Raw genomic sequence first — 12,040 nt, forward strand, 5'->3', positions numbered from 1 at the left:
CTTGTAACGAGTGATAGAGATGAAAATCAGACGCTTTTTTGCACAGGACATGCGCCAGGCGCTGCGGCTGGTCCGGGACGAACAGGGACCGGATGCCGTGATCCTCTCCAGCCGCAAGGTGGAGGGCGGGATCGAGATCGTCGCCGCGGTGGACTATGACCAGGAGCTGGTGATGCGCATGGCCGCCGAACAGGGCGAACCGCGTGAACCGCTGCGCAAGCCGCAACCCGAAGCGCTGCTCACCGCGGTCGCTGACGAGCCGGAGATGCTCGAACCGGTCAGCGAGCCGCCGCGGCCCGATCCTGTCCAGGCCCGCCCCGCGATGCCGGAGGTGGTCTGGTCCCAGGATCCGACGCTGGTGGCCATGCAGCGCGAGATCGAAGGCCTGCGGGGCATGTTGCAGGACCAGCTGGCCAGCTTCGCGTGGAACGATTTTCGCCGGCGCGAGCCTGAGCGGGTGCAGATCATCCGGCGCCTGGTGCGACTCGGTCTGGACGAGACGCTTTCCCGGGAGATTGCCGCAGAGGTTCGCCACGTGACGGTACCCGACCGCGCCTGGCGCGAGGCGCTCTACGGGCTGGCGCGGCGCATTCCGGTCGAGGATGAAAAGATTCTCGATGGCGACGGCGTGATCGCGCTGGTAGGCCCCAGCGGTGTCGGCAAGACCACCACCATCGCCAAGCTCGCGGCGCGTCACATTCGCCGCCACGGCAAGCATTCCGTGGCACTGGTGACCACGGACGCCTATCGCATCGGCGCCTATCGTCAATTGCAGACCTTCGGTCAGATCCTCGGCGTTCCCGTCCATCTGGCTGAGACAGGACGTCAACTGGGCGATATCCTAATGGGCCTTGGCGACAAGCAAAGGATCTTCGTGGATACCGCCGGGATGAGTCAGCGCGATGTGCGGCTCGTGGAGGAACTCTCGGGCCTGGCCGATATCGCGCGCCTGCGCACGTTGCTGGTGGTTGCCGCCAATGCCCAGCAGGCCGTACTGGAAGAGACCTTCGACGCCTTCGGGCATCTGCCCCTGACGGGCACGGTGCTGACCAAGGTGGACGAGGCGGCCAGTCTCGGGCCGGTCATCTGTGCGCTTCATGGAGGAAATCTCCCGCTCGTGTACGTGAGCGAGGGTCAGCGCGTTCCGGAGGACCTTCAGCCTGCACGCGTTCAGCGCCTGGTCAGTCGGGCGGTTTCTCTTGCGGCGGAGCGTCGGACCCGGGGCGCCACGCCCGGCCGTGCCGCCACGACCCGTGAACACATGAGCCAGCATGTCCATGTCCAGATCCAGTGAGAACAGCGCGGACCAGGCGGCAGGACTGCGCCGCATGAGCGCCCCGAGGCCGGTGCAGGTGATCGCCGTCACCAGCGGCAAGGGCGGTGTTGGCAAAACCAATGTCTCCGTGAACCTGGCGGTGGCGCTGTCCCAGGCGGGGCGCAGGGTCATGCTCATGGATGCGGACCTGGGACTGGCCAATGTGGACGTGCTGCTGGGGCTGCAGCCGCGCGCGAACCTGTCCCATGTGTTGCAGGGCGATCTGGGGCTGGAGGAGATCCTGGTGGAGGGGCCGGCGGGCATCAGCATCGTGCCCGCGGCTTCGGGCGTGGCCCGCATGGCGGACCTGGCGCCGGCCGAGCACGTGGGCATCGTGCGTGCCTTCAGCGAACTGCCGCAGCCCCTGGATGTGCTGGTGGTGGATACCGCTGCGGGCCTGCATGACAGCGTGGTGAGTTTCTGCCGGGCGGTGCAGGAGGTGCTGGTCGTTGTCTGCGACGAGCCCGCCTCCATCACGGATGCCTACGCTTTGATCAAGGTGCTCAGCCGGGACAACGGCATTTCACGGGTGCGCGTGCTGGCCAACATGGTCCGCGGACCGGAAGAGGGCAGGAGCCTGTTCCGCAAGCTCACCGCCGTCTGCGACCGGTTCCTGGACGTGACGCTGGACTACGCGGGTGCGGTGCCCCATGACGATTACCTGCGCAAGGCTGTGCAGCGCCAGCAGGCGGTGACGATCGCCTATCCGTCGAGCCCCGCGGCGCGCGCATTCAAGGATCTGGCCCGCAAGGCCGATACATGGCCCATACCCGGTGGAAGCAGCGGGCGGATCGAGTTCTTCGTTGAGCGGCTCGTAGGGCCAGGTTCCAATGACAGGGGGGCCCTGTCATTAACGGATTAGCCATGTACGCGACCGACGCACTGGACCGTAACCGCCTGGTGGATGATCACGTTGCGCTGGTCAAGCGCATCGCCTACCACCTGCTGGGCCGGCTGCCGGCCAACGTGCAGGTGGAGGATCTGATTCAGGCCGGCGTGGTCGGCCTGCTGGAGGCTGCGCGCAACTACGATGCGTCGCAGGGCGCCAGTTTCGAGACCTATGCGGGCATCCGCATCCGCGGCGCCATGCTGGACGAGGTACGGCGCACGGACTGGACGCCCCGTTCCGTGCACCGCAACGCCCGGCGCGTGAGCGAGGCCGTGCGCCAGGTGGAACATCGCACGGGTCGCGACGCCAGACCGCAGGAGGTGGCTGAGGTATTGGGTGTCGACCTGGACGAGTACCAGCGCATGGTCAGCGACGCCGCGTCCTGCCGCGTGTTGAGTTTCGAGGACATGTTTCAGGCCGATTCGGACAGCGAGGAATTGATCCCGGGTGAGGAGCCAAGCCCTTACGAGGCATTGCAGCAGGAGGATTTTCGCGATGCCCTGGCGCGTGAGGTGGCGACGCTCCCGGAGCGCGAGCGGCTGGTGATGTCGCTGTACTACGACGATGAACTGAATCTAAGGGAGATAGGGGAGGTGCTGGGCGTCAGCGAGTCGCGGGTCTGCCAGCTTCACGGTCAGGCCCTGACCCGGTTGCGGGCACGCATGGGCGACTGGACCGACCGGCACACCGAATAAACATCGGCCAGGCGTGCCAGGGGCGCAGGCCTGGCTGCGTGCGTATCGAGGCACTCGGAAAACCAACGGGCGTGCGGCGGCACGGCCGTGTCCATTTTCAGAACACGCGGAGGTCAGTGTGGACAAGAACATGAAGATCCTCATCGTGGACGATTTCTCCACGATGCGCCGAATCATCAAGAATCTGCTGCGGGATCTCGGTTTCAACAATACCAGCGAAGCCGATGACGGCAGTACGGCGCTGCCCATGCTGCAGAACGGCAATTTCGACTTCCTGATCACCGACTGGAATATGCCCAACATGCCGGGCATCGACCTGCTGCGCGCGGTGCGGGCGGACGAGAAGCTCAAGACCATGCCCGTGCTGCTGGTGACGGCCGAGGCCAAGCGTGACCAGATCGTCGAGGCGGCCGAGGCAGGCGTCAACGGCTACATCATCAAGCCGTTCACCGCCGAAACCCTGCGCGAGAAGATCGAGAAGATCTTCGAGCGCGTGAACGCGGGGGGCTGATGGGGATGGACACGCCGGGCGTTGAAGAAAAAGAAGCCGAGATGCGTGCACGCCAGCTGGAGCGTGCCCGTCAACTGGTCGCGCACATGGAATCCGGCGACGACGACTCCGCGGGGCGGCTCATCGAGGAGCTTGGGCGCATGCATGAGAGCCTCATCTTCCAGGAACTGGGCAAGCTGACCCGCGACCTGCACGAGGCATTGAATGCGTTTCGTACGGACTCCCGGCTTTCGGAGATTGCCGAGACCGACATCCCCGATGCCAAGGAACGTCTGAACTACGTGGTGACGCTCACCGAGCAGTCCGCGCATCGAACGCTGAATGCCGTGGAGGAGAGCCTTCCAATGGCAGAGAGCCTGGCTGGACGCGCCGGAGAACTTTCGGGTGTCTGGGAGCGCTTCAAGGCGCGGGAACTCTCGGCGGAGGAGTTCCGCCAGCTGAGCGCGGATCTGGGAGATTTCCTGAACCAGACGGGGCGCGATGCGGAAGTCATTCGCAAGAACCTGTCGGATGTGCTCATGGCACAGGACTTCCAGGACCTCACCGGGCAGGTGATTCGCCGCGTGATCAACCTGGTCCATGACGTTGAGCAGAACCTGGTCGGACTGGTGCGCATCTCCGGCGAGCGACTGTCCACGCCGGAGCAGAAGAAGAAAAAGCCAAAACAGAAATCGAACAAGGGCACAGGTCCGGCAGTACCCGGAACCGTCGACGGCAGCGATGTGGTCAGCGGCCAGGACGATGTGGACGATCTGCTGTCCAGCCTGGGTTTCTAAGTGATCCACGCCTGAAACGGCAGCGACGTGTGCGGCGAGCTCCGCCAGTGTGACCAACGAGGAACGGCATGAGTCTGGATACCGAAGACGAGATCCTGCAGGACTTTCTGGTGGAAGCCGGCGAGTTGCTGGACGCTCTCAGCGAGCAGCTCGTGGAACTGGAGCGCAATCCGGACGACCGGGATCTGCTCAATGCCGTGTTTCGCAGCTTTCACACCATCAAGGGCGGTGCGGGTTTTCTTAACCTGAATAACCTCGTGGCGGTCTGCCACCGGGCGGAAGACGTGTTCAACGTGCTGCGCCAGGGGCAGCGCCAGGTGGACAGCACCCTCATGGATGCTGTCCTCCAGGTACTTGATGTGGTGATCCGGATGTTCAACGAGGTGCGCGGCGGGGAGGAGCCGGGCCCCGCGGATCCGCAATTGTTGACGCTGCTCGAGTCCCTGGCCATGCCGGACGATGGCAGCGGGAGCCAGCCGGCGCCCCGGGCCGCCGAACCGGCGCCTGCGCCGGCAGCAGGGGAACCCGTGCCGGCGCCCGCTGAATCGAAGCAGGACAGCGGAGACATCACCGACGAGGAGTTCGAGGCGCTGCTTGACGCCATGCAGGCCGGCGGCACCCATCCTGCTTTGCCGACCAAACCGGCGGCTTCGGCTTCCACGGGGGCTCCCGTTCCGGACAAGAGCGAAGGCGAGATCACCGAGGACGAGTTCGAAAGCCTGCTCGACGAACTGCATGGCAAGGGGGCGGCGCCGGGCAACGGAGCAACGTCCGATGCGCCGACGGCCAAGGCATCGGGAGGTTCCGGCAACGCGGACATCATCACCGAGGACGAGTTCGAGAACCTGCTGGATGAACTTCACGGCAAGGGCCAGGCGCCCAAGGAAGCACCGGTGTCTGTGTCGGGTGCGGGCGCCGAGCCGGCTCGCGCCGGCGCTTCGATCCCTGCCGTCGCGGCGAAGGCGAGCCCGGCGCCGTCTCCGCCGGCGGAGACCTCTGTTCGCGTGGATACCCGCAGGCTCGACGACATCATGAACCTGGTGGGCGAACTGGTGCTGGTGCGCAACCGGCTCGCCACACTGCGCTCCAAGCTGGGTGACGAACAGGTGGCCAAGGCGGTCAGCAACCTGGACGTGGTCACTGCGGACCTGCAGAGCGCCGTGATGAAGACGCGAATGCAGCCGATCAAGAAGGTGTTCGGCCGCTTCCCGCGGGTCGTGCGTGACCTGGCTAGAAGCCTGAACAAGGAAATCAATCTGGAGCTTCGCGGCGAGGAGACCGACCTGGACAAGAACCTGGTGGAGGCCCTGGCCGATCCGCTGGTTCACCTGGTGCGCAACGCCGTGGATCACGGCATCGAGTCCCCGGAAGAGCGGGAGAAGGCGGGCAAGCCGCGCACCGGTCACGTGGTTCTGTCCGCCGAGCAGGAGGGTGATCACATCCTTCTGACCATCTCCGACGACGGCAAGGGCATGAATCCCGACGTGCTGCGCGCCAAGGCGGTGGAAAAGGGCCTGATGGACGAGGACGCCGCCGCGCGCATGAGCGATCAGGATGCCTACAACGTGATCTTCATGGCGGGCTTCTCCACCAAGGCCGAGATCTCCGACGTATCGGGGCGGGGCGTCGGCATGGACGTGGTGAAGACCCGCATCGCCCAGCTCAACGGTAGCGTCGAGATCGACTCCACCCTGGGGCAGGGGAGCGTGTTGCGGATCAAGGTGCCGCTCACGCTGGCGATCCTCCCCACCCTCATGGTGGTGCTGGGCGAGCAGCGCTTTGCCCTGCCGCTGTCCAACGTGAGCGAGATCTTCGATCTGGATCTGTCCCGTACCAACCGCGTGGATGATCAGGAAGTGGTCATGGTGCGCAACCAGGCGCTGCCCCTGTATTACCTGCGTCGCTGGCTGGCGCCCAACGCGCCTCCGGTGGAGGACAAGGCGACACAGCACGTGGTCATGGTGTTCGTGGGCAACCGGCGCGTGGGGCTGGTGGTGGACAGCCTGATCGGTCAGGAAGAGGTGGTCATCAAGCCGCTGGGTTCCACGCTGCACGGCCTGCCCGGGTTTGCGGGCGCCACCATCACCGGTGACGGCGGCATCGCATTGATTCTCGATGTGCCGGGTCTGCTGCGCACCTACGCGAAGCGTTTCTAGGAGCACGTCCATGGCGATTCACCGGCGAAGGAGTGATGATCGATGGTAGTGAAGGCCCTGGTGGTGGACGATTCCGGATTCTTCCGGCGGCGCATTGTGGAGATCCTCAATGCCGATCCGGGAATCGAGGTCATCGGCACCGCGGCCAACGGGCAGGAGGCCGTTGAACAGGCAGCGAGGCTGAAGCCGGACGTCATCACCATGGACATCGAGATGCCGGTGATGGACGGCATCACCGCCGTGCGCAGAATCATGGTGCGCCAGCCCATGCCGATTCTGATGTTCTCCTCGCTGACCTTCGAGGGGGCCAAGGCCACCCTGGATGCTTTGGAGGCCGGCGCGGCGGATTTCCTTCCCAAGCGCTTCGAGGACATCGCCCGGGATCAACAGGAGGCCCGTCGTGTGCTGTGCCGGCGCGTGCGCACCTTGGGCATGCGCCGGGCCCGGGAACGCGAACCCGCACCACCGTCAGCTGCGCGGACGGCTCCGGCGCGCCCGCTGGCCCGCGGGGAACGCTCGCCCCTGCGCCTGCGGGATCTGCGTGCGGTGCTGATCGGCACATCAACGGGAGGGCCCGTGGCGCTGCAGAAGGTGCTCACGGCGCTGCCCGAAAATTTCCCGCTGCCCCTGCTCCTGGTTCAGCACATGCCCGCCAGTTTCACGCCGGCGTTCGCGCAGCGGCTGGATTCCCTGTGTGCCATTCGCGTCAGGGAGGCGGCCGACGGGGACATGCTGGAGCCGGGTCTCGCCCTGCTGGCCCCCGGGGGTATGCAGATGGTGGTCGAGCCATGCGGCGCCCAGGCGCGGGTGCGCATCGTCGAGAGTGAACCGGGTCAGCACTACAAGCCGAGCGTGGACGTGACGTTCAGGTCAGCGGTACCGGTGTTCGGCGGACAGGTGCTGGCGGTGATCATGACGGGCATGGGCGCCGACGGACGTGAAGGCGTGCGGGAACTCAGGGAAAAGGGGGCTCGCGTGTGGGCCCAGGACGAGCAGACCTCGGTGGTTTACGGGATGCCGGCCGCAGTGGCGGAGGCCGGGCTGGCCGACCGCATCCTGCCTCTCGAACAGATCGGTCCGCAGATCACCGGCGGCATGTGACGCCCGGGTAGCCGCACACCATGGATATCCTGAGTCTCATCGGAGTGTTTCTGGCCCTGGTGGCGATCTTTGGCGGGATCATCGCCAAGGGCAGCGGCATCGACGCGCTCTGGAATGCTGCGGCGTTCATCATCGTCGTCGTCGGCACGGTGGCCGCCGCACTGGTGCAGACACGTCTCAAGGTGTTCATGCATGCCATGCGCATCTTTCCCTGGGTCTTCGTCGCTCCGCGCATCGAGTCCCTGGAAGCGATCGAGAAACTGGTGAACTGGAGCCAGATTGCCCGCAAGGAGGGGTTGCTGGGTCTGGAGACGCTGGCGGAGGAGGAGCAGGACGCGTTCGCGGCCAAGGGGCTGCAGCTGCTGGTGGACGGCACGGAACCCGAGGCGATCCGCACCATTCTGGAGGTGGACCTCAATACCCGCGAGCAGTTTGATCTGGAGGGTGCCAAGGTCTTTGAGAGCATGGGTGTGTATGCCCCCACGCTGGGCATCATCGGGGCCGTGATGGGGCTCATGGCGGTGATGCAGAATCTGGCCGACCCGAGCCGTCTTGGCATCGGCATCGCGGCCGCCTTCGTTGCCACCATCTACGGCATCGCCTCGGCGAACCTCTTCTTTCTGCCCGTGGGCAACAAGCTCAAGAACACCATCAGGGGCCAGTCGGCGTACCGGGAGATGATCATCGACGGCATCATCTCCATCGCCGAAGGCGAGAACCCGAGAAACATCGAAACGAAACTGCGAGGTTACGTCCTGTGAGGGACAGACATCAGACATCAGACATCAGACATCAGACATCTGAAATCTGAAATCTGAAATCTGAAATCTGAAATTTGAAATCTGAAATCTGCAATTGCCATGGCCCGACGTCACAAGAAGCACGAGGAACATGTAAACCACGAGGCGTGGGCGATCCCCTATGGGGATCTCATTACGTTGCTGCTGGCGTTCTTCGTCGTGATGTACGCCATCTCCTCGGTGAACGAAGGCAAGTACAGGGTCCTGTCGGATTCCCTTGTGGCGGCCTTCAGGTCCACGCCCAAGGCGCCGGATCCGATTCAGCTGGGTGAAGTGGGACGCAGGGCGGATCAGGGTCAGCAGCAGATGCCGCGCACCATTGCGCCGTTTGACCTGGGCGTGCCGCTGGATCCCGGCGTGCCCATCGACTCGGATATCCCCTTGGATCCCGTACCCGAACCGGAGGCGGGTGCCGTGGACCGCGGTGTCGACGAGCTGCTCAGGGGGACCGAGCTGGACGAGGAAACCTTCCAGGAGGCGGCCGAAGGCATGCAGCGCATCGCCGACGAGATCGAGGAGGCGGTTTCGCCGCTCATCGAGGCGGACCTGATCCGCATGCGCCGGGACCGCTTCTGGATCGAGGTGGAGATCAACACCAGCCTGCTGTTCGCAAGCGGCAGTGCACAGTTGTCCGGGGATGCAATCCCGGTGCTGGAGCGCCTGGCGGGCATCCTGCGCGATTTTCCGGCGCGCATCCACGTGGAGGGTTTCACCGATACCGTGCCCATCAGCACGCCGGTGTTTCCCTCCAACTGGGAACTGTCCGCGGCGCGTGCCGCCAGCGTGGTGCACCTGTTCACGCGCAACCAGCTGGATCCCACGCGCATGGCGGCTATCGGCTACGGAGAATACCGACCGATCGCGTCCAACGAGACCGCGGAAGGCCGTCGTCAGAACCGGCGGGTGACCATCGTGGTGCTGGCCGATCGTCGCCCCCGCGTGGAGAACGGCACGGATCCCGAATATCTTCGCGAGGACCTGGAGGAGATGCTGCTTCCGGTGGAGGAACAGGCGTGATGCGGGTCTGGGCCGTGGCCAACCAGAAGGGAGGCGTCGGAAAGACCACCACGGCGGTGACCCTGGGCGGCCTGCTGGCGGCCCGCAACCGGGAAACCCTGCTGGTGGACCTGGATCCTCACGGCTCACTGACCGTGTACCTCGGCCTCGATCCGGAGCAGGTGACCGGCGGGGTGTATGAGCTTTTCCAGCGTGCCGCATCGGGTGCGCGCGCAGACCCCGGGGAGTCCGTGCTCGCGACGCGATTCGATCACCTTCACATCATGCCCGCGTCCACCGCCATGGCCACCCTGGACCGACAGCTGGGCACGCGGGAAGGGATGGGGCTGGTACTCAAACGTGCGATGGCTTCGCTCACCGCACGCTTCGATACCGTGATCATGGACTGTCCTCCGATGCTGGGCGTGCTCATGGTGAATGCGCTTGCGGCGTGTGATCGTCTGCTGATTCCGGTGCAAACGGAGTTCCTCGCCATCAAGGGGCTGGAACGCATGCTCCACACGCTGGACATGATCCGACATTCACGGGGCATGCGCCTGGATTCCGTGGTGGTCCCCACCCTGTTCGATCGCCGCACGCGGGCCTCCACGCGCAGCCTGCGTAAACTTCGCGATGAACATGCCGATAACCTGTGGGAAGGGGTGGTGCCGGTGGATACCCGGTTTCGGGAAGCCAGTACGGCGGGGGTGCCGCTTCCCCAGATGTCGCCGGACGCGCGGGGCGTGGAGGCCTATGCGCGCCTGCTGCGGTACCTGGAAGACAACGATGAAGCGCACAGGGCGGCATCATGAGCGAACACAGGAACACAGGGGTGCTGCTGGACGAGCGCCGTGCGCTCACCGAGTACCTGGACAGTCTGTTGCAGGAGATCCCGACCGCGCCGGAACCGGCGGTCGTTGCACCGCAGCCCCGCATCCAGATCCCCGCGCCGGTACGCGAACCGGTGGTCGAAGCGGGCGAGGCGGTGCGTACACAGCCCGCGAGCGCAGTCGGCGAACCGGTGCGACCGGACTGGGCGGAGGGTACGTTTCAGTGCCTGACGTTCTCGGTGGCGGGCCTGACGCTTGCGGTGCCATTGGTCAAGCTAAACGGGGTGATCGAGGTGCCCGAAGAGATTACCCCCATGCCCGGCCATCAGCCGTGGTTTCTGGGATTGATCCGGCATCTTGAGCGCCAGGTCAAGGTGGTGGACATCGGTCGTATCGTGCTGCCGCAGGGACGTGAGTACTCACCGGTTGAGCCGGCGCACGTGATCCTGATCGATGATTCCCGCTGGGGCATCGCCTGTGAAGGCGAAACTCAGATGCTGACGCTCCCGGAACACGGCGTGCGCTGGCGCACCAGCCGTGGCAAGCGGCCCTGGCTGGCGGGAACGGTGATCGAGCACATGTGTGCCATACTGGACGTGGATGCGCTCGCATCCGAGCTGGCCACGGGACAGTGGAGTGCAGCGGACGCCGCCAAGGATTCGGGATCGGGGTGATCGCCGACGCACAGGTGCAAGCCCGCAGTGCACATCCATTCGGTATGGGGAAATGAGAGGAACAGAAGACATGAGTACACAAGACAAGGCGGCCAGCCGGGGTCCCACGGCACAGTACGTCACCTTCCGTCTGGCGGAAGAGACCTATGCGATCAACGTGATGCAGGTGCAGGAGGTGCTGCGCGTGAGCGAGATTGCGCCGGTGCCGGGCGCGCCCCATTACGTGCTGGGCATCGTGAACCTGCGTGGCAATGTGGTGACCGTCATCGACGCCCGGCGCCGGCTCGGACTGGAAAGCCGCGAACCCGACGATGCGTCGCGCGTGGTGATCATCGAGGTGAGCAACCAGGTGGTGGGTATCCTGGTGGACAGCGTGGCCGAGGTCATCGAGCTGGGCGCAGCGGAGATCGAACCGGCGCCCAACGTGGGCAACGACGAGAGTTCCAAGTACATCCAGGGGGTTGCCAGCCGCGACGGAGAGTTGACCATCGTCGTGGATCTCAACAAGCTGCTGTCCGATGAAGAGTGGGCAGACGTGGCAAACCTGTAGTCTGAAGGACCGGTTCCGAGGACACGCGAGGTGCCGATGCCATGGCCGCTGATCTCGATCCCGTCAAGCCCGTACATCCCGGCTGGCCGAGTCGCCCGGTTCCGGAGGAGGGCGACGAGCGGCGACGCTACCGCCCCGAAGTGCCGCCGCGCGACGAGGCTGAAGATGGGGAGCCGGGAGAAGGCGAACCCACCCCGGACAACCGGCGTCCGCCGCCCGATGACTCCACGGGCCGGCACGTGGACGAATACGTATGAATGAACCACTGATGCTTGCCGCAGCGGGCCTCGTCGTGCTCCTGGCGCTGGGCGGGGGCGTGGCGGCCTGGTGGGCGGTGGCTCACGTGCGTCGCCTGCAGCGGCGGATCATGATCCAGGAGACGGCCCTGCTGTCGCTGCGCGGCGCCCTGAGCGCGGTGTGTTCAGGCGAGATGGCCACGGACAAGCGCCAGGCGGAAGTGGAGCGCAGGTTGCGGCAGCTGGCGGAACAGCAGGAAACGCTGCTGATGCGCGACCCGGAACAGGGCCCCTACCAGCATGCCATGCGCATGGCGGTCCAGGGCGCGAGTCGCGAGGACCTCATGAAGGCCTGCGGTCTTACCCGCGGCGAAGCGGATCTGCTCCTGGCGCTGCATGGGACACATGAGAAGGATGAAGGATGAGCGCCCTTCCGGGCGAAGGATGAAGGTTGAAGGATGAAGGATGAATGAAACCACTCCTCCCTCGCCGAGTCTGTAATTCTTTTTGT

Annotated in this window: 14 protein-coding genes; all 14 read left to right on the plus strand. The window is 65.0% G+C overall.

From position 1 onward, the window contains the following. Window positions 1-19: 19 nt before the first annotated feature. Window positions 20-1,294 carry a flagellar biosynthesis GTPase FlhF gene (gene flhF, locus B1C78_RS05155; protein ID WP_077278081.1) on the plus strand — a complete coding sequence of 425 codons (1,275 nt, stop codon included), beginning with the start codon at window positions 20-22 and terminating at the stop codon, window positions 1,292-1,294. Then, the gene (locus B1C78_RS05160) at window positions 1,278-2,177 is read left to right on the plus strand and encodes a MinD/ParA family protein (protein WP_077278095.1); all 900 of its coding nucleotides are present in this window, start codon (window positions 1,278-1,280) and stop codon (window positions 2,175-2,177) included. Before flhF ends, B1C78_RS05160 begins: the two co-directional genes overlap by 17 nt. Before the next feature lie 2 nt (window positions 2,178-2,179). Beyond that, window positions 2,180-2,899 carry an RNA polymerase sigma factor FliA gene (locus tag B1C78_RS05165; protein WP_139349814.1) on the plus strand — a complete coding sequence of 240 codons (720 nt, stop codon included), beginning with the start codon at window positions 2,180-2,182 and terminating at the stop codon, window positions 2,897-2,899. Between the two features lie 130 nt (window positions 2,900-3,029). Next, window positions 3,030-3,410, plus strand: a complete 381-nt coding sequence (locus B1C78_RS05170) for a chemotaxis response regulator CheY (protein WP_077278096.1) — start codon at window positions 3,030-3,032, stop codon at window positions 3,408-3,410. Between the two features lie 5 nt (window positions 3,411-3,415). After that, window positions 3,416-4,186 carry a protein phosphatase CheZ gene (locus B1C78_RS05175; protein WP_077278097.1) on the plus strand — a complete coding sequence of 257 codons (771 nt, stop codon included), beginning with the start codon at window positions 3,416-3,418 and terminating at the stop codon, window positions 4,184-4,186. Window positions 4,187-4,254: 68 nt separating this feature from the next. Further along, window positions 4,255-6,342, plus strand: a complete 2,088-nt coding sequence (locus tag B1C78_RS05180; RefSeq protein ID WP_077278083.1) for a chemotaxis protein CheA — start codon at window positions 4,255-4,257, stop codon at window positions 6,340-6,342. Window positions 6,343-6,384: 42 nt separating this feature from the next. After that, window positions 6,385-7,443 (plus strand): protein-glutamate methylesterase/protein-glutamine glutaminase, encoded by a 1,059-nt coding sequence (locus B1C78_RS05185; protein ID WP_077278084.1) that lies wholly within the window; start codon window positions 6,385-6,387, stop codon window positions 7,441-7,443. Between the two features lie 20 nt (window positions 7,444-7,463). Then, window positions 7,464-8,204: a flagellar motor protein gene (locus B1C78_RS05190; protein ID WP_077278085.1), complete on the plus strand. Its 741-nt coding sequence runs from the start codon at window positions 7,464-7,466 to the stop codon at window positions 8,202-8,204. Between the two features lie 99 nt (window positions 8,205-8,303). Further along, window positions 8,304-9,260: a flagellar motor protein MotD gene (gene motD, locus B1C78_RS05195; RefSeq protein WP_077278086.1), complete on the plus strand. Its 957-nt coding sequence runs from the start codon at window positions 8,304-8,306 to the stop codon at window positions 9,258-9,260. Continuing rightward, complete coding sequence (locus B1C78_RS05200) at window positions 9,260-10,051, plus strand: ParA family protein (protein ID WP_077278087.1); 792 nt, start codon at window positions 9,260-9,262, stop codon at window positions 10,049-10,051. Before motD ends, B1C78_RS05200 begins: the two co-directional genes overlap by 1 nt. After that, window positions 10,048-10,743 carry a chemotaxis protein CheW gene (locus tag B1C78_RS05205; RefSeq protein ID WP_077278088.1) on the plus strand — a complete coding sequence of 232 codons (696 nt, stop codon included), beginning with the start codon at window positions 10,048-10,050 and terminating at the stop codon, window positions 10,741-10,743. Before B1C78_RS05200 ends, B1C78_RS05205 begins: the two co-directional genes overlap by 4 nt. Window positions 10,744-10,813: 70 nt before the next feature. Continuing rightward, window positions 10,814-11,293 carry a chemotaxis protein CheW gene (locus B1C78_RS05210; protein WP_077278089.1) on the plus strand — a complete coding sequence of 160 codons (480 nt, stop codon included), beginning with the start codon at window positions 10,814-10,816 and terminating at the stop codon, window positions 11,291-11,293. A gap of 41 nt (window positions 11,294-11,334) precedes the next feature. Beyond that, the gene (locus tag B1C78_RS05215) at window positions 11,335-11,550 is read left to right on the plus strand and encodes a hypothetical protein (protein ID WP_077278090.1); all 216 of its coding nucleotides are present in this window, start codon (window positions 11,335-11,337) and stop codon (window positions 11,548-11,550) included. Further along, window positions 11,547-11,954, plus strand: coding sequence for a DUF2802 domain-containing protein (locus B1C78_RS05220; RefSeq protein ID WP_077278091.1), 408 nt, complete (start codon window positions 11,547-11,549; stop codon window positions 11,952-11,954). Before B1C78_RS05215 ends, B1C78_RS05220 begins: the two co-directional genes overlap by 4 nt. The last annotated feature ends 86 nt before the right edge of the window (window positions 11,955-12,040 follow it).

The organism is Thioalkalivibrio denitrificans (genome assembly GCF_002000365.1).
GTDB lineage: Bacteria > Pseudomonadota > Gammaproteobacteria > Ectothiorhodospirales > Ectothiorhodospiraceae > Thioalkalivibrio_A > Thioalkalivibrio_A denitrificans.

What these genes read in the sequence shown, in the direction of transcription:
- flhF (WP_077278081.1), top strand. Translation starts at nt 20, where the DNA reads ATGAAAATCAGACGCTTTTTTGCACAGGACATGCGCCAGGCGCTGCGG.
- B1C78_RS05160 (WP_077278095.1), top strand. Translation starts at nt 1,278, where the DNA reads ATGTCCAGATCCAGTGAGAACAGCGCGGACCAGGCGGCAGGACTGCGC.
- B1C78_RS05215 (WP_077278090.1), top strand. Translation starts at nt 11,335, where the DNA reads ATGGCCGCTGATCTCGATCCCGTCAAGCCCGTACATCCCGGCTGGCCG.
- B1C78_RS05190 (WP_077278085.1), top strand. Translation starts at nt 7,464, where the DNA reads ATGGATATCCTGAGTCTCATCGGAGTGTTTCTGGCCCTGGTGGCGATC.
- B1C78_RS05175 (WP_077278097.1), top strand. Translation starts at nt 3,416, where the DNA reads ATGGACACGCCGGGCGTTGAAGAAAAAGAAGCCGAGATGCGTGCACGC.
- B1C78_RS05210 (WP_077278089.1), top strand. Translation starts at nt 10,814, where the DNA reads ATGAGTACACAAGACAAGGCGGCCAGCCGGGGTCCCACGGCACAGTAC.
- B1C78_RS05185 (WP_077278084.1), top strand. Translation starts at nt 6,385, where the DNA reads ATGGTAGTGAAGGCCCTGGTGGTGGACGATTCCGGATTCTTCCGGCGG.
- B1C78_RS05170 (WP_077278096.1), top strand. Translation starts at nt 3,030, where the DNA reads ATGAAGATCCTCATCGTGGACGATTTCTCCACGATGCGCCGAATCATC.
- B1C78_RS05205 (WP_077278088.1), top strand. Translation starts at nt 10,048, where the DNA reads ATGAGCGAACACAGGAACACAGGGGTGCTGCTGGACGAGCGCCGTGCG.
- B1C78_RS05165 (WP_139349814.1), top strand. Translation starts at nt 2,180, where the DNA reads ATGTACGCGACCGACGCACTGGACCGTAACCGCCTGGTGGATGATCAC.
- B1C78_RS05180 (WP_077278083.1), top strand. Translation starts at nt 4,255, where the DNA reads ATGAGTCTGGATACCGAAGACGAGATCCTGCAGGACTTTCTGGTGGAA.
- motD (WP_077278086.1), top strand. Translation starts at nt 8,304, where the DNA reads ATGGCCCGACGTCACAAGAAGCACGAGGAACATGTAAACCACGAGGCG.
- B1C78_RS05200 (WP_077278087.1), top strand. Translation starts at nt 9,260, where the DNA reads ATGCGGGTCTGGGCCGTGGCCAACCAGAAGGGAGGCGTCGGAAAGACC.
- B1C78_RS05220 (WP_077278091.1), top strand. Translation starts at nt 11,547, where the DNA reads ATGAATGAACCACTGATGCTTGCCGCAGCGGGCCTCGTCGTGCTCCTG.